Origin of the sequence: Pseudoalteromonas qingdaonensis, from assembly GCF_038739665.1 — a bacterium.
Lineage (GTDB): Bacteria > Pseudomonadota > Gammaproteobacteria > Enterobacterales > Alteromonadaceae > Pseudoalteromonas > Pseudoalteromonas qingdaonensis.
Genome location: NZ_JBCGCU010000001.1, coordinates 313,181 through 333,993, shown reverse-complemented (window position 1 = coordinate 333,993; position 20,813 = coordinate 313,181). Strand labels below are relative to the sequence as shown.

The 20,813-nt window shown below is 48.2% G+C and carries 20 protein-coding genes; 15 read left to right on the top strand and 5 right to left on the bottom strand.

Annotation, left to right across the window (positions count from 1 at the left end; genetic code table 11):
- Nucleotides 1-18: 18 nt before the first annotated feature.
- The 5 genes from WCN91_RS01515 (at nt 19) to WCN91_RS01495 (ending at nt 6,154) form a co-directional block, all read left to right on the top strand.
- The gene (locus WCN91_RS01515) at nt 19-1,197 is read left to right on the top strand and encodes a phosphoglycerate kinase (protein WP_342675658.1); all 1,179 of its coding nucleotides are present in this window, start codon (nt 19-21) and stop codon (nt 1,195-1,197) included.
- Between the two features lie 136 nt (nt 1,198-1,333).
- Nucleotides 1,334-2,398 carry a class II fructose-bisphosphate aldolase gene (gene fba / locus WCN91_RS01510; RefSeq protein WP_342675657.1) on the top strand — a complete coding sequence of 355 codons (1,065 nt, stop codon included), beginning with the start codon at nt 1,334-1,336 and terminating at the stop codon, nt 2,396-2,398.
- 601 nt (nt 2,399-2,999) lie between these two features.
- Complete coding sequence (gene phoB, locus WCN91_RS01505; RefSeq protein WP_105199479.1) at nt 3,000-3,689, top strand: phosphate regulon transcriptional regulator PhoB; 690 nt, start codon at nt 3,000-3,002, stop codon at nt 3,687-3,689.
- 77 nt (nt 3,690-3,766) lie between these two features.
- Nucleotides 3,767-5,098: a phosphate regulon sensor histidine kinase PhoR gene (gene phoR / locus WCN91_RS01500; protein ID WP_342675656.1), complete on the top strand. Its 1,332-nt coding sequence runs from the start codon at nt 3,767-3,769 to the stop codon at nt 5,096-5,098.
- Between the two features lie 87 nt (nt 5,099-5,185).
- The gene (locus WCN91_RS01495; protein ID WP_342675655.1) at nt 5,186-6,154 is read left to right on the top strand and encodes a PstS family phosphate ABC transporter substrate-binding protein; all 969 of its coding nucleotides are present in this window, start codon (nt 5,186-5,188) and stop codon (nt 6,152-6,154) included.
- A gap of 76 nt (nt 6,155-6,230) precedes the next feature.
- On the opposite strand, the gene argE is transcribed toward WCN91_RS01495, so the two are convergent.
- A complete protein-coding gene (gene argE / locus WCN91_RS01490; RefSeq protein ID WP_342675654.1) occupies nt 6,231-7,376 on the bottom strand; it encodes an acetylornithine deacetylase in 1,146 nt (381 codons plus the stop codon).
- 228 nt (nt 7,377-7,604) lie between these two features.
- Between argE and argC the strand changes: the two genes are divergently transcribed.
- The 8 genes from argC to WCN91_RS01450 all read left to right on the top strand — a co-directional run bounded on the left by argC (nt 7,605) and on the right by WCN91_RS01450 (nt 15,050).
- Complete coding sequence (gene argC / locus WCN91_RS01485) at nt 7,605-8,612, top strand: N-acetyl-gamma-glutamyl-phosphate reductase (protein WP_342675653.1); 1,008 nt, start codon at nt 7,605-7,607, stop codon at nt 8,610-8,612.
- Between the two features lie 10 nt (nt 8,613-8,622).
- A complete protein-coding gene (gene argB / locus WCN91_RS01480) occupies nt 8,623-9,393 on the top strand; it encodes an acetylglutamate kinase (protein ID WP_342675846.1) in 771 nt (256 codons plus the stop codon).
- A gap of 8 nt (nt 9,394-9,401) precedes the next feature.
- Nucleotides 9,402-10,319 carry an ornithine carbamoyltransferase gene (locus WCN91_RS01475; RefSeq protein WP_342675652.1) on the top strand — a complete coding sequence of 306 codons (918 nt, stop codon included), beginning with the start codon at nt 9,402-9,404 and terminating at the stop codon, nt 10,317-10,319.
- Nucleotides 10,320-10,328: 9 nt separating this feature from the next.
- On the top strand, nt 10,329-11,528 hold the full coding sequence (locus WCN91_RS01470; protein ID WP_342675651.1) for an argininosuccinate synthase: 1,200 nt from the start codon (nt 10,329-10,331) through the stop codon (nt 11,526-11,528).
- 14 nt (nt 11,529-11,542) lie between these two features.
- Nucleotides 11,543-13,408 carry an argininosuccinate lyase gene (gene argH / locus WCN91_RS01465; RefSeq protein ID WP_342675650.1) on the top strand — a complete coding sequence of 622 codons (1,866 nt, stop codon included), beginning with the start codon at nt 11,543-11,545 and terminating at the stop codon, nt 13,406-13,408.
- 152 nt (nt 13,409-13,560) lie between these two features.
- The gene (locus WCN91_RS01460; RefSeq protein ID WP_342675649.1) at nt 13,561-13,773 is read left to right on the top strand and encodes a hypothetical protein; all 213 of its coding nucleotides are present in this window, start codon (nt 13,561-13,563) and stop codon (nt 13,771-13,773) included.
- A 20-nt stretch (nt 13,774-13,793) separates the two neighbouring features.
- Nucleotides 13,794-14,351 (top strand): hypothetical protein, encoded by a 558-nt coding sequence (locus WCN91_RS01455; RefSeq protein WP_342675648.1) that lies wholly within the window; start codon nt 13,794-13,796, stop codon nt 14,349-14,351.
- Between the two features lie 192 nt (nt 14,352-14,543).
- Nucleotides 14,544-15,050 (top strand): hypothetical protein, encoded by a 507-nt coding sequence (locus tag WCN91_RS01450; RefSeq protein WP_342675647.1) that lies wholly within the window; start codon nt 14,544-14,546, stop codon nt 15,048-15,050.
- Here the strand turns inward: WCN91_RS01450 and WCN91_RS01445 are convergent.
- Nucleotides 15,015-16,412 (bottom strand): capsule assembly Wzi family protein, encoded by a 1,398-nt coding sequence (locus WCN91_RS01445; RefSeq protein WP_342675646.1) that lies wholly within the window; start codon nt 16,410-16,412, stop codon nt 15,015-15,017. The genes WCN91_RS01450 and WCN91_RS01445 overlap by 36 nt on opposite strands.
- Nucleotides 16,409-16,891, bottom strand: a complete 483-nt coding sequence (gene coaD, locus WCN91_RS01440; RefSeq protein WP_105199491.1) for a pantetheine-phosphate adenylyltransferase — start codon at nt 16,889-16,891, stop codon at nt 16,409-16,411. The genes WCN91_RS01445 and coaD overlap by 4 nt, the downstream gene beginning before the upstream one ends.
- 150 nt (nt 16,892-17,041) lie before the next feature.
- On the opposite strand from coaD, the gene WCN91_RS01435 reads away from it, so the two are divergent.
- On the top strand, nt 17,042-17,683 hold the full coding sequence (locus WCN91_RS01435) for a TetR/AcrR family transcriptional regulator (RefSeq protein ID WP_342675645.1): 642 nt from the start codon (nt 17,042-17,044) through the stop codon (nt 17,681-17,683).
- A gap of 311 nt (nt 17,684-17,994) precedes the next feature.
- A complete protein-coding gene (thiI, locus tag WCN91_RS01430) occupies nt 17,995-19,452 on the top strand; it encodes a tRNA uracil 4-sulfurtransferase ThiI (RefSeq protein ID WP_342675644.1) in 1,458 nt (485 codons plus the stop codon).
- Here thiI and WCN91_RS01425 read toward each other — a convergent pair.
- Nucleotides 19,433-20,353, bottom strand: a complete 921-nt coding sequence (locus WCN91_RS01425) for a ketopantoate reductase family protein (protein WP_342675643.1) — start codon at nt 20,351-20,353, stop codon at nt 19,433-19,435. The two genes, thiI and WCN91_RS01425, sit on opposite strands and share 20 nt — an antisense overlap.
- The gene (locus WCN91_RS01420) at nt 20,332-20,685 is read right to left on the bottom strand and encodes a VanZ family protein (protein WP_342675642.1); all 354 of its coding nucleotides are present in this window, start codon (nt 20,683-20,685) and stop codon (nt 20,332-20,334) included. Before WCN91_RS01420 ends, WCN91_RS01425 begins: the two co-directional genes overlap by 22 nt.
- Nucleotides 20,686-20,813 lie beyond the last annotated feature (128 nt).

The window sequence follows — 20,813 nt, the reverse complement described above, 5'->3', positions numbered from 1 at the left end:
ATAACTAAGGAGATGAGAATGTCGGTCATTAAGATGGCGGATTTAGATTTAGCAGGCAAACGCGTATTGATCCGTGAAGATCTAAACGTGCCTATTAAAGATGGTAAGGTAAGTTCAGATGCACGTTTACGTGCCGCTTTGCCGACCATTCAATTGGCGTTAGACAAGGGCGCTAAGGTGATGATTATGTCGCACCTGGGCCGTCCTACCGAAGGTCAATATGACGATGCATTCTCACTGGCTCCTGTGGTTGATTACCTGAACGACAAGCTGTCACAAGATGTGCGTTTAGCGAAAGATTACCTAAACGGCGTAGAAGTTGCTGACAACGAAGTTGTGGTATTCGAGAACGTACGTTTTAATCCGGGTGAAAAAGCTAACGACGAAGCCTTAGCGAAGCAATTAGCCGCCTTGTGTGACGTCTATGTAATGGATGCCTTCGGCACCGCGCACCGCGCTCAGGCTTCAACGCACGGTGTCGGCATGCATGCTCCTGTAGCCTGTGCCGGTCCTTTGCTTGCCGCCGAACTAGACGCGCTAGGCAAAGCCCTTGATAACCCAAGACGTCCTTTAGTTGCCATTGTTGGTGGCTCTAAGGTATCAACCAAGCTAACCGTGCTTGATTCACTATCAAATGTGGTTGACCAACTGGTAACAGGTGGCGGTATTGCCAATACCTTTATCGCAGCGGCCGGTCACTCGGTAGGTAAGTCTTTATATGAGCAGGACCTTATCGGCGAAGCGCAAAAGCTAACCGAGAAAGCCCGTGCTAACGGCGGTGACATTCCAGTGCCTGTTGATGTGGTTGTGGGTAGCGAATTCTCTGAGTCGGCGGTAGCCCAGCTTAAAGACGTGCAGGAAGTAACCGACGAAGATATGATCTTCGATATCGGCCCGGACACGGCGAAAGAGCTTGGTGACATCATTGCTAAAGCCGGCACTATCGTATGGAATGGCCCGGTTGGCGTATTTGAGTTTGACCAATTTGGTAACGGCACACAAAGCATAGCTAAAGCCATTGCCGAGTCGGATGCCTTCTCGATTGCCGGTGGTGGTGACACCTTAGCGGCCATTGATAAATATCATGTGGCTGATAAAATTTCATACATCTCTACCGGTGGTGGTGCCTTTTTGGAATTCCTAGAAGGGAAAAAACTACCTGCGGTTGCTATGCTAGAAGAGCGAGCAAAACAATAAAATACTATAAGGCCGGCCTCTCACTTTTGCCGGCCTTGTGTTTGGAGCCAAGAGGCTCCTGTTTGAAATAATTCAAACATCATCCCGTTCAAAAAACCCGATAGTCTGGTGCTATCAAAAATTGGAGATAAGCGAAATGGCTTTGATCAGTATGCGTCAACTTCTCGACCATGCGGCGGAATTTGGTTACGGCGTACCAGCCTTCAATGTAAATAACCAAGAGCAAATGCGTGCCATCATGGAAGCGGCCGACAAAACAAACAGCCCGGTTATTGTGCAAGGTTCTGCCGGCGCGCGTGCATACGCGGGTGCCCCTTTTATTCGTCATATGATTTTGGCAGCAATCGAAGAGTGGCCACACATCCCGGTAGTAATGCACCAAGACCACGGTACTTCACCGGCGGTATGTCAGCGTTCTATCCAGCTTGGCTTCTCATCGGTAATGATGGATGGCTCATTGCTTGACGATGGTAAAACGCCTTCATCTTATGAGTACAATGTAGATGTAACTCGTCGCACAGTAGAAATGGCCCACGCTTGTGGTGTTTCTGTTGAGGGTGAGCTAGGTGTACTAGGTTCACTTGAAACCGGTGAAGCCGGCGAAGAAGATGGTATCGGCGCGGTAGGTAAACTATCTCACGATCAGCTGCTTACAGACCCAGAAGAAGCGGCGGACTTTGTTGCTAAAACCGGTGTTGATGCCCTAGCAATTGCCTGTGGTACTTCGCACGGTGCTTACAAGTTTACGCGTCCACCTACGGGCGACATTCTTGCTATCGATCGCATTAAAGAAATCCACAGCCGTATTCCTAATACGCACCTGGTAATGCACGGCTCGTCATCGGTTCCACAAGAGTGGCTAGCTGTGATCAACGAGTTTGGCGGTGAGATCCCTGAAACTTACGGTGTGCCGGTAGAGCAGATCGTTGAAGGTATCAAGCACGGTGTACGTAAGGTAAATATCGACACAGATCTACGTTTGGCGTCAACCGGTGCTATCCGTCGTCATTTAGCGCATAACCCAGCTAACTTCGATCCTCGTAAGTTCCTTGCCGAAGCAACTAAGGCAATGACAGAGATCTGTGTGGCGCGTTATGAAGCTTTCGGTACTGCCGGTCAGGCAAGCAAGATCAAGCCTATCTCGCTTGATGATATGCACCTGCGTTACCTAAGCGGTGAGTTAAGCGCTAAAATTAAGTAATTTTAGTGACTTAGTCCGATAAAAAGCCTCGTATTTCACGGGGCTTTTTTGGATCGGTCTTTTATCAAGAAGGATCTTTTACCAATTCACTTAAATAGCTAATCATTCTAGCGGGCTAAATATCATGCTCACTGTGTTGGAATTTTTCTATGTAGAATAACTACATAAGAAAAATTCCGCCTTGTGATCATATCATTTATCCAGCGCTATCTCTGATCACATACTTAACAGAATTGGTATTTGGGATCAGATTTTTATCAACCTTGGGGCATTTTCGGATCACCATCTTACCTATTGCCCGCTAAGGGCCGTAAACACTGATTAAGAAGTAAACAAATATCAGTATCTTAGTTTGAGCTAACTTGACGCAACTAGGTATAAAACTGATCCCGAGCGGGATCAATTAGTAAAATATTGATCCAAAACACCTGTGCTTGGTAGAAATCTGATCCTGTTAAGCTAGCTTGGTAAAACACTGATCCCTGTGGATCAAAAAGAGATTTTTGCGAGATCAGGGTTAGGGGTGTAATCTTTCATAAAACTGTCACAAAAAGTCATAATAATGACATCAGTTCAATAAAACTGATTAGAGATAAATGGAATGTCACGTAAAGTTCTTGTTGTTGATGATGAAGCACCCATCCGCGAAATGCTGGTGTTTGTATTAGAACAAAATGGTTTTCAGGCTATCGAAGCTGAAGATTACGATTCTGCGATAGCGGCCATGGTTGAGCCTTACCCTGATATGGTGCTACTGGATTGGATGCTTCCCGGTGGCAGTGGTATTCAAATTGCTAAAAAGTTTAAGCAAAATGAGCATACCCGTCAGATCCCCATTATAATGCTGACTGCTCGTGGTGAAGAAGAAGACAAGGTTCGTGGTCTTGAGGTTGGTGCCGACGATTATGTCACCAAGCCGTTCTCACCAAAAGAGCTAATGGCACGTATTAAAGCCGTTATCCGCCGCGTGGCGCCGACTTCTTTGGAAGAGGCCATCGAGGTACATGGTCTACGTCTGGACCCTATTTCACACCGCGTTACCTCGCAGGGCAGTGAATTGGATATGGGCCCGACCGAGTTCCGTTTATTGCACTTCTTTATGACTCACCCTGAGCGCGTGTATAGCCGCGAACAGTTACTGGATCATGTGTGGGGCACAAATGTATATGTGGAAGACAGAACAGTGGATGTGCATATTCGTCGCTTACGTAAAGCCATCTCACCTAAGGGCCATGATCGTTTAGTACAAACCGTACGTGGCGCCGGCTATCGTTTTTCAAGTAAGGTTTAGCCTGCCATCAATTAGATTTCACGGATGAGTGGGCTTGTGCTCGGCTAGCCGAGCCGAGCATAAAGCAGAGATATTTTATGTATCGAGTAGTTAATAAACGAACCCTAACCAAGCGTTTGTTTATGTATTTTTTACCATTGGTGCTGATAGGCGTGCTTGTAGGCGCGCCTTTTTTGCTTATCTTCCTCGGCGCCTTTACCCTCTTGTTATGGCATTATCGCCAACTGTATCGTCTCAGCGACTGGTTGATAAATCAGCGCAGCTTTAATCCCCCCGAAGGAGAAGGGGCCTGGGAGCAGGTCTTTGAAGGGATCTACCATCTGCAACAACGCAATCGCAAAAAGCGCAATGAACTGGCCGATTTAATTCGTCGTTTTCGTGAAGGTGCCGAGGCGGTGCCCGATGCGGTTATCGTGCTGCAGCGAGATCTCAGCATAGGCTGGTGTAACCAATTGGCGCTGCAATTATTAGGACTGCAATGGCCTACCGATCATGGCCAGCGCATCGACAACCTGATCCGCCACCCTAAATTCAGCAGTTATATGGCCGATGGTGAGTATGAGGAAGCCCTGGAGCTGGATATAGCCCACAATGGTGAGCAGGTGTTGGAGTTTCGGGTGATGCCTTATGCTCAGTCGCAGATCATGATGGTAGTGCGCGATATCACCCGTTTAAAACAGCTTGAGCAGATGCGTAAAGACTTTGTCGCTAACGTCTCTCACGAGTTGCGCACGCCGCTGACCGTGGTCACCGGCTATCTGGAAATGATGGACAGCGATAATATGCCGCCGCCAGCGATATGGAATAAGGCGCACGGCACCATGATAGAGCAGTGTCAACGCATGGACTCGCTGGTTAATCAATTGTTGTCTTTGTCCCGCATCGAAGGGGCGCGCAAACATGACAATGATAAGCCGGTGCATGTACCACAGATGCTGGAAATTATTCATACAGAGGCGCAGTCGCTTAATCAGGATAAGGGCCATACTTTGGTCTTTGAGGTGGATGCAGAGCTCGATATTCTCGGCGCCGCCGATGAATTACGCAGTGCGTTTTCGAATTTGGTATTCAATGCCGTACATTACACCCCCCAGGGCGGTGAAATTATCGTACGCTGGCAGCGCAAGGATGGTAACGCCCACTTTAGCGTAAACGACAACGGCGAGGGCATAGCACCTGAGCATCTTAATCGTTTGACCGAACGTTTTTATCGCGTTGATAAGGCGCGCAGCCGTAAAACCGGTGGTTCAGGCTTAGGTCTGGCCATTACCAAGCATGTGTTGTCACGCCACGATTCTCAGTTGCATATAGAAAGCACTGTGGGCGAAGGCTCGTGTTTTTGGTTTACTTTCGCGCCGAGCTGGATAGTGACCAATAACCAGAACTCAGTACTTTCTGCAAAGTCATAAAAGTGTCATTTTCAAGTAATCTAACTGTCATTTTATCACTGCACAATGGTCGCAGTTGAAACATGGGACGATAAATTGGAGAACCCAATGAAATTTAAAAACTTAGTTGCTGCAATGGGCGTTGCTGTTAGTGCCCTAACTGCAGGTCAGGCGATGGCCACAGATAAAGCGATCGCAGAATACGAAAAAACAAGCGGCATCTCTGGTAACTTTTCATCAGTAGGTTCTGATACCTTAGCCAACATGATGACTTTCTGGGCCGAAGAATATAAGCGTATTTACCCTAACGTAAATATCCAGATCCAAGCGGCTGGTTCATCTACTGCGCCACCGGCATTGACTGAAGGTACAGCCAACTTTGGCCCTATGAGCCGTAAGATGAAGTCGAAAGAAATCGAAGCTTTCGAAAAGCGTCACGGTTACAAGCCTACTGAAATCCGCGTAGCGATTGATGCGCTTGCTGTATTCGTACACAAGGACAACCCAATTGAAGGTCTACGTATCGACCAGGTAGATGCTATTTTCTCATCTACTCGTAAATGTGGTGCCGCAGAAGAAGTTAACCGCTGGGGCGACGTAGGCCTTGAAGGTGACTGGACTGCTAAAGACATCCAGCTTTACGGTCGTAACTCAGTATCTGGTACTTATGGTTACTTCAAGAAGAAAGCACTTTGTAAAGGTGACTTCCGTAACAATGTAAACGAGCAACCAGGTTCTGCTTCTGTAGTACAGTCAATCTCGTCATCAGTTAACGCTATCGGTTACTCAGGTATCGGTTATAAAACTTCTGGTGTTCGTACCGTACCTCTAGCGAAGAAGGGCGATAAGTTTGTAGATGCAACGCTAGATAATGTAGCTACTGGTAAGTACCCACTATCACGTTTCCTTTACGTTTACGTGAACAAGCACCCGAATAAACCACTAGCGCCTATCGATGCTGAGTTTATCAAAATGGTACTTTCACAAACAGGTCAAACTATTGTTGAGAAAGACGGTTATGTACCACTTTCTAACACTATGGTTGAAGCTGAGCTTAAAAAGCTAGGCTTGATGTAATCCTTTGAATCTTGTTGATTAGATAGCAAAGCCCCTCATTGAGGGGCTTTTTTGTGCCTGTGTTTTAGGGTTTGGCTTACCAGCAGCTTTGATAGATAAGCTCTTTTATGATCTGCTGTGACGGGGCGATACGCTCCATGGCCAAAAATTCATTGGGCTGGTGCGCCTGCTCAATAGAGCCTGGCCCCATAACTATGGTTTCACAGCCCAGTTGTTGGATAAAAGGTGCTTCGGTGCAGTAGTTAACCGCCACCGCCTGTTGTTGTGAGAGCTTTTCTGCCAGCTTCACCAGGGCGCTGTCCTTGGTGCCGGCAAAGGCAGGAATAGGCTCGTGCATATCCCAAACCTCCACAGAGCCTGGATAGCGGGTATTGATCTCCTTGGTGGCATCAAGCAGCATGGCCTGTAGCTCGGCGATGCTAAGCCCGGGCAGCGGGCGCATATCCAGCTGTAATTCACAGCAGCCGCAAATGCGATTGGCATTGTCGCCACCATGGATATGACCCAGGTTCAAAGTAGGGTAGGGAATAGCAAAATCTGCAACTGAATATTTATTCTTTAATTCTTCTTTTAACTTCAGCAGATTTTGAATCACCAAATGCATCACTTCAATGGCATTGATGCCACGCTCCGGATCTGAGCTATGGCCGCTTTTACCAATAATGCGAATGGCCGAAGTCATATGCCCCTTATGAGTAAATACCGGCACCATGTCGGTGGGCTCACCGATAATACAGCGCTCGGGTTTAAGGTCTGGATAACGGGCCACCTCTTGAGCGCCGGCCATGGTGGTTTCTTCATCGGCGGTGGCCAACAACAATAAAGGACGTTGTTGTTTGCTGCTATCAAGCTCGGCAATGGCATTGAGCACAAAAGCAAAGAAGCCTTTCATATCAATGCTCCCCAAACCATAGAGCTTGTTATCTACAGCACTGAGTGTAAAAGGGTCGCGCTGCCAACGGCCTTCATCAAAGGGCACTGTGTCCGTGTGCCCGGCCAGCATTAAACCACCGGCGCCGCTGCCGCGTTTGGCCAGCAGATTGTATTTGCCGAGGGCGCTTTGCAGTTCGATAACTTCACAGTGAAAACCCAGGGACTCACACCAGGTTGCCAGCAGTTCAATAACACCACGGTTACTCTGGCTAAGCGCAGGATCGAGGGAGCTTATCGAGGGGGCGGCGATAAGCTGCTGGTAGCGCGTTAGAAAATCTGGGTTCGACATATAAATTCCAAATATTTATTCATAAAGATTGCATAACAATATAAATGTCTTTATAGTGAATATCAATTCACATTTTAAGCATAAATATTGGTTTAGGTTAATGGTTCACTACCTCTTTAGCATAACGTCACGACGATAGTTCGAGTACACATATCTCCCTTGTGTGTACTCGCTTTTTTTCGTCGGGCGTCTCGCCCGTTACTTGGTTCCTAATTTTGAGTGTAATTAATGAATATTGTAATTATTGGCGCGAGTGGCTATAGCGGTGCGGAACTAGCCAAATTAGTCGCAACACACCCTCATTTTCAACTTGTTGGCTGTTATGTATCTGCCGGTAGTGCGGATCTTCATAAACCTTTAAGCGCTCTGTATCCAGAGCATAAGGGCATAGTGGATCTGCCGCTGCAAGGCATGGACGAGAATGCGATTGCCAACATAGCGGCGCAGGCTGATGCCGTGTGTCTGTGTACAGATCATAAAGTCAGTGTAGAACTGGCTCCTCAGTTTCTTGCCCATGGCTTGAAGGTGTTTGATCTATCCGGTGGCTTTCGTCTTGCCGATGCCCATTTGTATGAAGAATTCTATGGTTTCGCCCATCAACATCCCGAGCTATTAGCGCAGGCCGTGTATGGTTTAGCGGAATGGCACAGCGAAGCGCTTAAAAGTGCGCAGCTGGTGGCTGTGGCCGGTTGTTACCCAACCGCCAGTTTAAATGCCCTTAAACCTTTGCAGCAGGCAGGCTTGTTGGCTGGCGATCAGCAGGTGATCATCAATGCGGTATCCGGGGTAACAGGAGCCGGGCGTAAAGCCGCTATTGGTACCCACTTCTGTGAAGTCTCTTTGGCTCCTTATGGTTTGTTTAACCACCGCCATACACCGGAAATCGAGCAGTCTTTGCAGCACCCTGTGCTCTTTACGCCACACCTGGGTAATTTTAAACGCGGCATTTTGGCCACTATTTACGCCACCTTAAATGCCGGTGTGACTCTGGATGATGTCAGCAGTGCCTACCAGGTACTGGCCGACGAACCTCTAATTCGCCTGTTGGGCGCCAATCAGGTGGCCTCCATTAAGGGCATAGAAAATCAACCCTATGTCGACATCGGTTGGCATGTAAAAGGGCAGCAGCTGATTGTCAGCGCCGCCATAGACAACCTGCTCAAAGGCGCCTCGGGTCAAGCCCTGCAGTGCATGAACCTGAATGCGGGTCTGGCCATTAACACCGGTTTGGTATGAGGAACACATGATGACTACTAAGAAAACTTGGGTAATCAAACTCGGTGGTGCGGTATTAAATAATCCCGCGGCGCTTGATGCGCTCTTTGTGGCTTTGGGCTCGCAGCAACAGGCAAATTTTGTGCTTGTTCATGGCGGCGGTGCTCTTGTTGACAGCTGGCTGCAAGACGCAGGTTTTGCTACCGCCAAACATCAGGGCTTACGTATTAGCCCGGCGGAGCAAATGCCTTATATCGTCGGCGCCCTGGCCGGTTGTGCTAACAAGCAATTACTTGGTGCAGCGCTGAAAAACAAGCTAAAGCCAGTGGGCTTAAGCCTGTTTGAGGCGGGCATTAATGCCGAGCAAAAGCTAAAGGCACTGGGCCAGGTGGGTGAGTGTATCCCCACTGCGGACTCAATTTTACCCCTGCTTATTGAAGCCGGGCGGTTAGCCCTGGTGAGCTCTATTGGTTTTGATGAACAAGGACACTGGTACAACGTTAACGCCGATGAAGCAGCGGCGGCCATCGCCAAGCTACTTGGCGCCGAACTTATTTTTATGACGGATGTGGAAGCCGTGCTGGACCAACAAGGTCAAGCTTTGCATCAGTTAGATAAAGCACAAATAGAAGACCTGATAGCGCAAGGAGTTATCTCGGGCGGGATGGAGGTCAAAGTAAAGACCAGCCTTCTTGCCGCCCAGCATTTACGACGTGGTGTGTATATCTCCAGCTGGCAAAAGCCAGAAAACCTTATTGCATTGCTCCAAGGAGAGCATGTCGGCACCCAAATTAGTATGTAGATAACACCATGAAACAAGATTTTATTACCGGCCTTGAGCTGGACGAAAAAAAGATTTTAACGCTTTTATCCTTGGCGCAAAAAATGAAGGCGCAGCCACAGGACTATGCGCAGGCACTGGCTGGCAAGTCTATTGTCACCTTATTTGAAAAGCAGAGCCTGCGTACAAGGCTGAGCTTTGATATTGGCATTAACAAACTCGGCGGTCATGCGGTGTATCTTGACCAGCAAAATGGTGCCATGGGTTCACGGGAGTCGGTGAAAGACTTTGCCCTGAATATCAGCACCTGGGCCGATGCCATTGTGGCTCGGGTTAACCAGCATAAAACGCTGGAAGAGCTGGGCGAGTTTTCTTCCAAGCCAGTGGTGAACTCTTTGTGTGACCTTTACCACCCTTGTCAGGCATTAGCCGACTTTTTGACGCTGCAGGAAGTGTATGGCGATGTCAGCCAACTTAAACTGGCCTATTTAGGTGAAGGCAACAATGTCACCCACTCGCTGATGTTGCTGGCGGCCAACCTGGGCACCGACTTTGTCGTCGTATGCCCTAAAGGCAGCAGCCCGGATGCGCAGATTGTGAAGCAGGCGGAGCAGATAGCCGCCAGTAAGGGCGCCTCTATCCTGGTCAGTGACAGAGTAGAAGCGGCAACGGGTGCCAATGTTCTGTACACAGATACCTGGGTCTCCATGGGCGATAACACCCCGCTTGAGCAGGTAAAAGAAAAATATATGCCATATCAGCTTAACAAACAGCTGCTAGATATGACCGGAGCACAAACGGTTTTGCATTGTCAGCCCGCGCATCGTGAGTTTGAAATTACTTCCGAAGTGATGGACAGCGACTATTCTAAGATTATTCAACAGGCGGAAAACCGTATGCACGCACAAAACGCCCTGTTAGTTACATTATTAAACCCAAATTTTTAAGGACTTGAGATGAGCACTATTAAAAAAGTTGTATTGGCCTACTCGGGTGGTTTGGACACCTCGGCAATTGTGCCTTGGTTAAAAGAAAACTACGGCTGTGAAGTGGTTGCCTTTGTGGCCGATGTGGGCCAGGGCGCAGAAGAGCTGGCAGGGGTGGAAGAAAAGGCCATAGCCTCGGGCGCATCTGAGTGTCATATCGTTGACCTTAAAGAAGAAATGGTTGCCAATTATATCTATCCAACATTGAAAACCGGTTCTATTTATGAAGGCACCTATCTGCTTGGTACCTCTATGGCTCGTCCTATTATTGCCAAGGCCCAGGTTGAAGTGGCCCGTAAGGTTGGCGCCGATGCGCTGTCGCACGGTTGCACCGGTAAGGGTAATGATCAGGTGCGTTTTGAGTCTTGTTTTGCTGCCTTGGCGCCGGATCTAAAAGTGATCGCCCCTTGGCGTGAGTGGGATCTTTCCAGTCGTGAGTCTCTGCTTGATTACCTGGCCGAGCGCAATATTCCTTGTGCCGCGTCGGCGACCAAGATCTACAGCCGTGATGCCAATGCCTGGCATATTTCTCATGAAGGCGGCGAGTTGGAAGACCCTTGGTGTCAGCCAAGCGATCAGGTATGGACCTGGACCAATTCACCAGAGCAAGCACCGAATGAACCTGAGTTGGTCAGTATCAGCGTTGAAAAAGGCGAGATTGTTGCGGTAAATGGCGAGCAACTCAGCCCGTATCAGTGTCTGGTGAAGCTGAATGAATTGGCGGCGCCTCACGGTGTTGGCCGTGTTGATATCGTTGAAAACCGTCTGGTGGGTATGAAGTCGCGCGGTTGTTATGAAACTCCGGGAGGCACAGTAATGATGGCGGCGCTGCAGGCCATTGACGAATTGGTGCTGGATAAGGCCAGTCGTAAGTGGAAAGAAACCCTGGGCGGTGAGTTTGCACACCTAGTCTATGACGGCCGTTGGTTTACGCCATTAAAAGACAGCATTCTGGCTGCGGCCGAGGCATTTGCCGAGTTTGCCAGTGGTGAAGTGGTGTTGAAAATGTATAAGGGTCAGGTTGTGGCGGTGCAGAAGAAATCACCAAACAGCCTATACAGCGAAGATTTCGCTACCTTTGGCGCCGATGATGTATATGACCAATCACACGCTGAAGGCTTTATTCGCTTGTTCTCGCTCTCAAGCAGAATAGCGGCGTTGAAGAAGTAAGGTAGGAGAAGGCAATGGCACTTTGGGGCGGACGGTTTTCATCGGGTCCAGATGAAGCATTTAAACAGTTTAACGATTCTTTGCCGTTTGACTATGTGATGGCGGAGCAAGATATTATCGGCTCTGTGGCATGGGCGGGAGCGTTAAATCGCGTTAACGTGTTAACCGATGACGAGCACCAGCGTTTGGTGGCGGCATTGTATGAGCTGCTTGAAGAGGTTCAGGCAAATCCTGACAGTGTTGCTCTTAGTGGCGAAGAAGATATTCACTCCCATGTTGAGGCGGCGCTGATCAACAAGGTAGGCGACCTGGGTAAGAAGTTGCACACAGGGCGTAGCCGAAACGATCAGGTGGCCACCGACTTCCGCCTCTGGTGTAAGCAAACCGCAAGCACCATTGCCGATGCCCTTATTGCCATCAAGCAGTCGCTACTGGCCTTAGCCGAGCGCGAGTTTGGTACGGTTCTGCCTGGTTATACGCATTTGCAACGGGCTCAACCTGTGCTCTTTAGTCACTGGTGTATGGCTTATGTGGAAATGCTTGAGCGTGATGCCAGCCGTTTACAAGATGCGGTTAAGCGCATGGATCAATGCCCACTGGGCAGCGGTGCTTTAGCCGGTACTGCTTATGCCATCGACCGTGAGTTATTGGCTCAGGATCTGGGCTTTGCTCAGGCAACGCGCAACAGTTTGGATGCGGTGTCGGACAGAGACTTTGTGGTTGAGCTATTAAGCACGGCATCGATTTCCATGCTGCATCTGTCGCGTTTTGCCGAAGACTTGATCTTCTACAACTCAGGCGAGGCGGGTTTTGTGGAGTTGGCGGATAACGTTACCTCAGGCTCGTCCTTGATGCCACAAAAGAAAAACCCCGACGCCCTGGAACTGATCCGTGGTAAAACCGGACGGGTTTTTGGCGCCATGAGTGCCATGATGATGACACTTAAGTCTTTGCCCCTGGCCTATAACAAGGATATGCAAGAGGACAAAGAAGGCCTGTTCGATGCCTTGCCAACCTGGTTAGCCTGTTTGCATATGGCGCAGTCTTGCATTAACGGTATTAAGGTCAATGGCGAGAGAACCAGAGCGGCGGCCCAAGGTGGCCATGCCAATGCTACCGAGCTGGCGGACTACCTGGTTGCTAAAGGGATCCCTTTCCGTGAAGGGCACCATATCGTCGGTCAATTGGTGCAGGTGGCCATAGGTGAAGGTAAAAATCTGGAGCAGCTGACCCTTGAGCAATTCCAGGCGGTGAGCAGTGTTATTGAAGAAGATGTCTATCCGGTACTTGAGTTGGATGCCTGCCTGCAGGCGCGTAAAGCCTTGGGGGGCACCTCGCCGCAGCAGGTTGCTAATGCCATTAAGCATGCACAGCAACAGCACACTATTACTGTGCGTGACGCCAACTTGCATGATGTTGAAGCCATTAGCGAGCTAATTCAGTATTGGGCCAAGGTCGGTGAAAATTTGCCGCGTGCTAAAAGCGATATGGTGCACTCAATTAATGAATTTGCTGTCACCGAGGTCAATGGCAAGGTCACCGGCTGTGCTTCGCTCTATATCTATGATACCGGCTTAGCGGAGATACGTTCGCTGGGGGTCAATCCGGATTGTGGCGTCAAAGGGCAGGGTCGTTTGCTGGTGGAACACTTACTGGTAAAAGCCAAAAGGTTGGCGCTGAAACGGGTAATAGTATTAACGCGTGTACCTAACTTCTTTGCTAAACTTGGGTTTGGGCAAAGCAGTAAGGACAGCTTACCGGAAAAGGTAATGAAAGACTGTGAACTCTGTCTACGCAAGGCGAACTGCGACGAGGTGGCAATGGACTTCTACCTTCAGCATGCGCCCCTAGGCGAGATACCTTGTAAGCTAATTACTTAAAGTTTAGAACGCGCTGCTAACTTTGGCACGCGTTCTGCATTCATTAAATTAGTCGCTAAGATTTTTCTTTGTAGTGTGACAGCAACGCCAAGTGTGTTATTTTGACACTGGTGTTAATAAAAATTTAACTTAGTTTATTAAGGAGATTAACTATGCAAGTTAATGCCAACACACAAATTCAAGCTCAAGCTTACACCAAATTACAACAGCAAACTCAACAGCCTACAGTGCAAACTACTAGCACTCAGACGCTACAATCTGATACAGTGACTTTATCAAGTGGTGCACTGGCTGCCAGTGAAGCTGAAATCCAGCGCGGTGGTGGAGATCTTCCAACTAATCCACCTAAGAAAAAAGAGAATTAAGAGTTAATGCGAGATGAAGGATGGTATTTGAGCAAAGCCTAGCAATTTTTATGGGAGCCTTTGTAGTATGGGGCTTCCTTATGGCCATGCTTTTCAATTTAATGCTACTCGGCTTTAAGGCCAAGAATGACCTTAAGTTGGTTTGGGTCAGCATTGTTATGTTCATCTCGTATTTTATTAGTGATAATTTTCACGACTTTTTTAGGACAACGGAAGTATTTTTGACTTGGTTTTACTACGATCTTTTTACTCTCTTATTCATCTTTCCAGTCATTTATCTATGTAAAACCAAAACATCTCCTGGAGTGTTGTATGCAATAATAGGTTTGTCGTTTAATTCCATGTTATTTTTGCTCCTTCACTACGATGTTGTTATTAGGGGGAATCTTGAACCTTGGTGGTTATGGAGTGTGTATTCAATAGGCATAAACATATCTGACTTACTAATGATCGTTGCTCTAATCGTTGATAGAGATATTCTTGGATTTATTGCCATAAAAAACTACATCAAGAGCAAAGTTACTAGCCAGAAACCATCACTTCTAAATAAATTTACCCAGACCTTGCAGATTCAGTAGGGTTAACTTCCCATCTAACTCCTTATCTGTAAAAATCAGTCGCAATGAGTTTTCCGTTAAAAGAGATTTAAATCGACATTTTCAATGAGACTATGAGAATTACTGTCTTAGTTATTAAGTGAGAATGCGGGTGGGTCGTTGATTGAAGTCTATGTATGGCGAGATAATAATTAAAATAAAGGCCAGGATTAGATGCTTTTTGCTAGCCCAGAATTAGGGCAACTGTTAAATACCTTCGTTAATTGGGGCTTTATGATGGCGCTGCTGTTTAACCTTGTGAGTTATTCCGAGGTTAGTTATCGAGCACGCTCGCCCTTATGGCTCTGTCTGACCATTAACCTTTCTTATTTAGCCACTTCTGTTATTGATGTGACTTACATATATCCATTCTGGGCGACTGCCGATTTGTTGACCCTTGCCGCCTTGTTTGTAGTTCAAAAAAAGCGGGAGCAAATTCCTGCACTTTATTACTGTGCGGTTGGTTTGGCTTTGAATGCGTCGCTACATCTCACCATGTATTTGGATATAGATGTACTGAACAACTACGACCCTTGGTGGCTTTGGACTTTGTATTCGGTAGGCATCAATTTGAATGATGCCTTGATGATAATCGCGCTGGTGGTGAACCGGGATTTTCTCGGCCTGTGCCGCGCTGGCCGTTTGTTAAAAACGGTATTCCAGCGCCAGGCTCAAGGCTGAGTGGGTGTCTGAGTCCAGGTCATTCGACTCTCGCCAGAGGTGGCCGGTGATATTGACTAAGGCGCCAAATACACCTTGCTGATAACCTATCTCAAGACGAGAAATATCTGTATTCAGATACTCGGTTTCGATGCGACCCAGCTTTAAATGCGCACCATAGCCACCCATGCGATGATAGGTGGCACCTAGGGTCACAGCTTCGGCATCTGCGCCTATTGCCGGGCCTAGGTTTTGCTCTCTATGCTGGTAGCCTTGAGCTATGCCTGGGTTGCCATAGTTACAGTTGTACTCGGGCAGTTGCGACACACACTCACTGCCGGTATCCGTGTATTCAATATAACCGCTGAGCAGTGATTGCTCCGTACCATAATGGGTTTGCGCACCTAAGGTTAGGGCGCCATCTTCGGCTATCAGAGCCGATTCGATATGGCCGGCATATTCGCCATAGATAGACAGGGGCAGTGTGCCAAGCATGGTGGAGTATTTAATATCCAGGCTGCTGAGCTTTTGTTCGTTGGCAAGCTCATCCATGGCCAGGTCGCTAATAGACTCGGGGTAGTGCAACCATTCGCTCTTGGTTTGGCTTAGGCCAAGCTCAAGACCTTGGATGGGAGTGGCACTGAAGCGCCAGCCCCAGAAATCGCCGTCTTCGACTTTTTCTTCGTCAATTTTACTCACCTGACTTTGCTGCTTGGCGGCAATGGCGGTGAAGTTCCAGGGGCCAATAAAGGCAAGCCAGCTTGGGCCATAGTAATTGGTATCGTGGCGAGTCAGGCGTACGCCTGTCATGGCTTGGGCATTGTTCGATAGCACCAGAGCATTTTCCTGGCCCGGTCCCCACCAGTGGTTAATTTTCTCGGCGCTTACGGACCAATTGCCCAGCAGGGCGGCGACGTAACTGCCATCGTAATTAACATATTCGCCATCGTTACTGTCGTCACGGTAGCTGACGCTGACCTTGGCGCTGGCGGTTTTACCCGTCAGGCTGCCACTGGTTTCAATGCCGCTTTTGGCCTGATTGCGTTGACCAAAGCCCTGAAAAGTTTCTGGCTCTGAATTGGTAAAGACGCGCACGCGGGAAACCGTGCCTTGCTGGGCGTATTTCAGCGCATGTTGCACATGGTGATAGGCAAACTGGGCTTGCGGCGTTAAATCCTGTATCGACACGTTTTGTAAATCACCGGCAATGCCTTTCCACATCAGCGGATAAGTGTTTACGGGGCGCTTAATCACGCCTTGATTTACCAGCATATCAATGGAGCTGCGTAGCAGCGCCGAGTCGGGTTCAATCCAGGGGCCAGCTTGAGCCTGGGCGGCACAAAACAAGGCACTAAGGGCCAGCGCACAACGAGATAGGGTCATTTTGATAATTTTTCCTTTAATGCCGCCGCCACTTCTGGGGCAACAAATTCTGATACATTGCCGCCATGCAATGCGACTTCCTTGACGAGCGTTGAGGAAATAAAGGTATTTTCCTCGGCTGGGGTAAGAAACACGCTTTCCAAATCCGGGTTCAGTCTGCGATTCATATTGGCAAGCTGAAACTCGTATTCGAAATCAGACACGGCGCGAATACCACGTACCAGCACATTGGCGTTCTGGGTTTTGGCCAGATCAGCTAACAGGCCGGTAAAGCCAATAACCTTAACATTATCTAAATGGGCAACGATTTTTTGTGCCAGGTCGACTCGTTCATCCAGGCTAAAACAGGGTTTTTTGTTTGGGTTGTGGGCGATTGCCACTATCACGCTGTCAAACATTTTTGCTGCGCGCTCAATGAGATCTAAGTGGCCATTGGTCAAAGGATCAAAGGTGCCAGGATAGAGTGCGGTTACCTTCATTATCGTTCTCATTCTTTTAAGGTGCTGGGCGCATTTTAACAATCTTTGCCCATGTTGCCAGCCCCAAATAGGCGACAAATAAGGAGTCATTGTTCAGCTAAGCCAAGATTGTTTATACTGCTAAGGATAAAAAGCTGGGTAGAAGTAAGTATGAGTACTAAGGAACGCATTATTCAGGCGAGCATCGAATTGTTTAATCGCCACGGCGAACGCGCCATCACCACCAATCATATCGCTGCCCATTTGGGCATAAGCCCGGGTAATCTTTACTATCACTTTAAAAATAAAGAAGATATTTTACGGCATATTTTTATGCTCTATCGTCAACACCTGGACACTCAGTTCAAGCCGCTGCAAGACGATGTCGAAGTTTTAAGTCAGTTAACCCATTATTTTGATGCCCTGTTCGAGCTGATGTGGAATTTCCACTTCTTCTACGACAACATGACCGACATTCTCGCCCGCGATGCGGAGCTAAAGGCCGACTATATTCAATTTCAACAACGCTTGTTTGAGCAGGTCAAAGATATTGTCCTAGTGCTTAACAACAAGGGCATTATTGCTATTGCCGATGAAGATGCGGCGGAGCTGACCCATATGTTAAAGCTGACAGTGAGCTTTTGGACGCCCTATATCAAGGCCAGACGCCAAAGTGGCGAGCTTAATCGTGCTGATATCTATCAAGGCTTGCTCAAGGTGATCACCTTGTTCTCCGCCTTTGCTACCGATGCTGGGCGCGAACAATTAGCCGCATTAAAGCAAACCTATCAGCAACGTCAGGATAACATCTAGCGGCGCAAAGCCGCATTTGCGTAACATCTTCGCTATTATACCAATTCACTTAAATAGCTGATCATTCTAGCGGGCTAAATATCATGCTAACAGTGTTGGAATTTTTCTATGTAGAATAACTACATAAGAAAAACTCCGCCTTGTTATCATATCATTTATCCAGCGCTATCTCTGGTCACATACTTAACAGAATTGGTATTATTTCCGTAAGCGCGTGGTTTTGCTATAATCGCGCGCTTTGAATCCAGGGCCGCGGAAATGGGCATTTTCCCGTTAGCCGTTGGCCGATATTGAGCCGCTACGAGTAAGTCATGATCAAGTTTATTGTTAAGTTGCACCCAGAGATTGCGATCAAGAGTAAGTCTGTTCGCAAGCGTTTTACCAAGGTTTTGGAAAACAACATCAAGATCATGATGCGTCGCATTGATGAGCAGGTAAAGGTACGCAACAACTGGGATAACCTCACGGTAGAATCCTTAAGTGGCGATGACGCGGTGCGCCTTGAAATGGCCGATGCCTTAGGTCGTATTCCCGGTATCGTGCTATTCAACGAAGTGACCGAGGTGGAATTTACTACCTTGGATGATATCTATCAGCAAGCGCAGCTGTTACTTGCCGACCAAATCGCCGGTAAAACCTTCTGCGTGCGCTGTAAGCGCCAAGGTCAGCATGACTTTACCTCTACCGATGTGGAGCGTTATGTAGGTGGCGGCTTAAACCAGCACGTTGAAGGGGCGCGGGTCAAACTGAGTCGCCCGGAAGTAACGGTTAAGATTGAAATCAAGGACCAGCGCGCTTACATAGTAACGCACGCTCACAAGGGCATGGGTGGTTTCCCGTTGCCAACACAAGAAGATGTGTTGTCGCTGATGTCCGGCGGCTTCGACTCGGGTGTGGCCAGCTACCAAATGATCCGCAAGGGCGCCCGTACTCACTTCTTGTTCTTTAATCTTGGTGGTGCAGCTCACGAAATCGGTGTAAAGCAAGCCAGCCATTATATTTGGTCGCGCTTTAGCTCTACCCACAAGGTGAAGTTCATTACCGTGGATTTCGAACCTGTGGTGGCTGAAATCCTGGAAAATATCGAAGACTCGCAAATGGGCGTGGTACTTAAGCGCATGATGATGCGTGCCGGTAGCCAGGTGGCCGAAAAGCTAGGTATCCAAGCCTTAGTAACAGGTGAGAGCATAGGTCAGGTATCGAGCCAAACCCTGGCTAACCTGAGTGTGATTGACCGTGTAACCGACACCCTGATCCTGCGTCCGCTGATTCAGCACGATAAGCAGGAGATCATCGATATCGCCCGTGCCATAGGCACTGCGGAAATGGCCGAAGCCATGCCTGAATATTGTGGTGTGATCTCGCGTAAGCCTACGGTTAAAGCCAAGCTTGATGTGATTGAAAAGCAAGAGCAAAACTTCGACTTTGAGATACTTGATACGGTTGTCGCCAATGCCACCATTATGGACGTGCGTGACATTGAAACCCAGGCCAAGGAAGAGGTAAAAGAAGCCGAGTCTGTATCTCAGCTACCGTCAGATGCTGTGGTTGTGGATATTCGTTCGCCTGAGGAAGAAGACGCCAACCCACTTGAGCTCGATGGCATTGAGGTAGTACACCTGCCGTTTTTCCGCCTTGCTACTAAGTTTGGCGACCTGCCACAGGATAAGGAGTATTACCTTTATTGCGCCAAGGGTGTGATGAGCCAGTTGCAAGCGCTGATCCTGCATGAAAATGGCTTTAAAACCGTTAAGGTGTATCGCCCTTAATACGCTGATAATAAAGCTGATTAACCGGCGCAGCCAAGCCTAATTGCTGCGCCGTTTTATATACATAGCCGCACATGGCGTCTATTTCCGTTTCCCTTCCCAATAATTTGTCTTGCAGCATGGAGCAGCGGTTTTGTGCAGTCTGCGCCATCACCTTATAGGCCAAATTAAGCGCCTGAACTAACGAAAAATCCAAGCCCTGAGCCTTGGCTACAGTGATGGCTTCATGCACCAGCGCCATAATATCGCTGGCATACTCGGGTGCGCGCAGGGCGCCATTACGCTCTTGTTGCCAGGTGGCCACCGGATTAATGGCTAAATTAACCAGAAGCTTTTGCCAGCGAGCATGGTGGATATTATCACTGCCCACCAGATTGGGTATTTGCTGTTGCCACAGGGGAAGTTGACTAGCTAAAGACTTTTCAGCACCCTGGTTGGCGGCGCCAAGTGTGCTTAGGCCCTGACTTACATGCACTACCTTATCCGCCGCCGGTTTATAGGCCGCCTGTTGCGTAAGCATAAAATACAATGACTGATTTGGCCCCAATAGCTGGTTTAGCGCCCTTAAGTCACTCATGCCGTTATGGCTGATAACTATTTTTGCATCGCTCTTTAATGCCGGCAGCAACGGCGTAAGTGCTTCAAGAACCTGATGCGCCTTAGTAAAAAGCCAAAGCTCGCCTATTTGTTGTTGTGGCGCCTGCCCCCCTGAGGGAGAGGGGGTACACTGCACCTGCAAGGGCTCGCTATGTGATTGATAAGTATATTGATAATCTTGGGGGTGGTGAGCCTTGGTAAATAGCGTGACCGGGCGATGCTCACTAAAGTGCTTGGCAAAGGCCAGACCCAGTGCGCCCGGGCCTAGGATATAAACCGGCGTTAACCGTTCTTTTTTTGCCATCGCTTTTGCCAAATATAATGCAGAACAAAGTAGCTGGCGGCACCACTGGCATCGGCGATAAAGTCACCGATTGAGGCCTGACGATAGGGCAGCATATTCTGCATCCACTCAATGGCGGCGCCGTAGAGGCTAAGAAGAATGACCTGGACGAAAAAGGGTATTTTAAAGGCTTTATCCATAATAAAGGCGAGGATAAAGAAAATACCAAAGTGGGCGACCTTATCAATGTGCGGAAACAGGTTGACCGCCGCGCCTTTAACTTCTTTGGCAAACAGCATAGTACAAACAACTAGGCTTATTAAAAATAACCCCTGATAGACACGCCGCGTCACTATCACTACCTTAAAATCTGGTGAAAACGCAGGCAGTATAACAAACTAAAAACTGAATTCACTGTGTACTAACGCACAAAATTGTAAATCTCAGGGTATAATACCAATTCACTTAAATAGCTAATCAT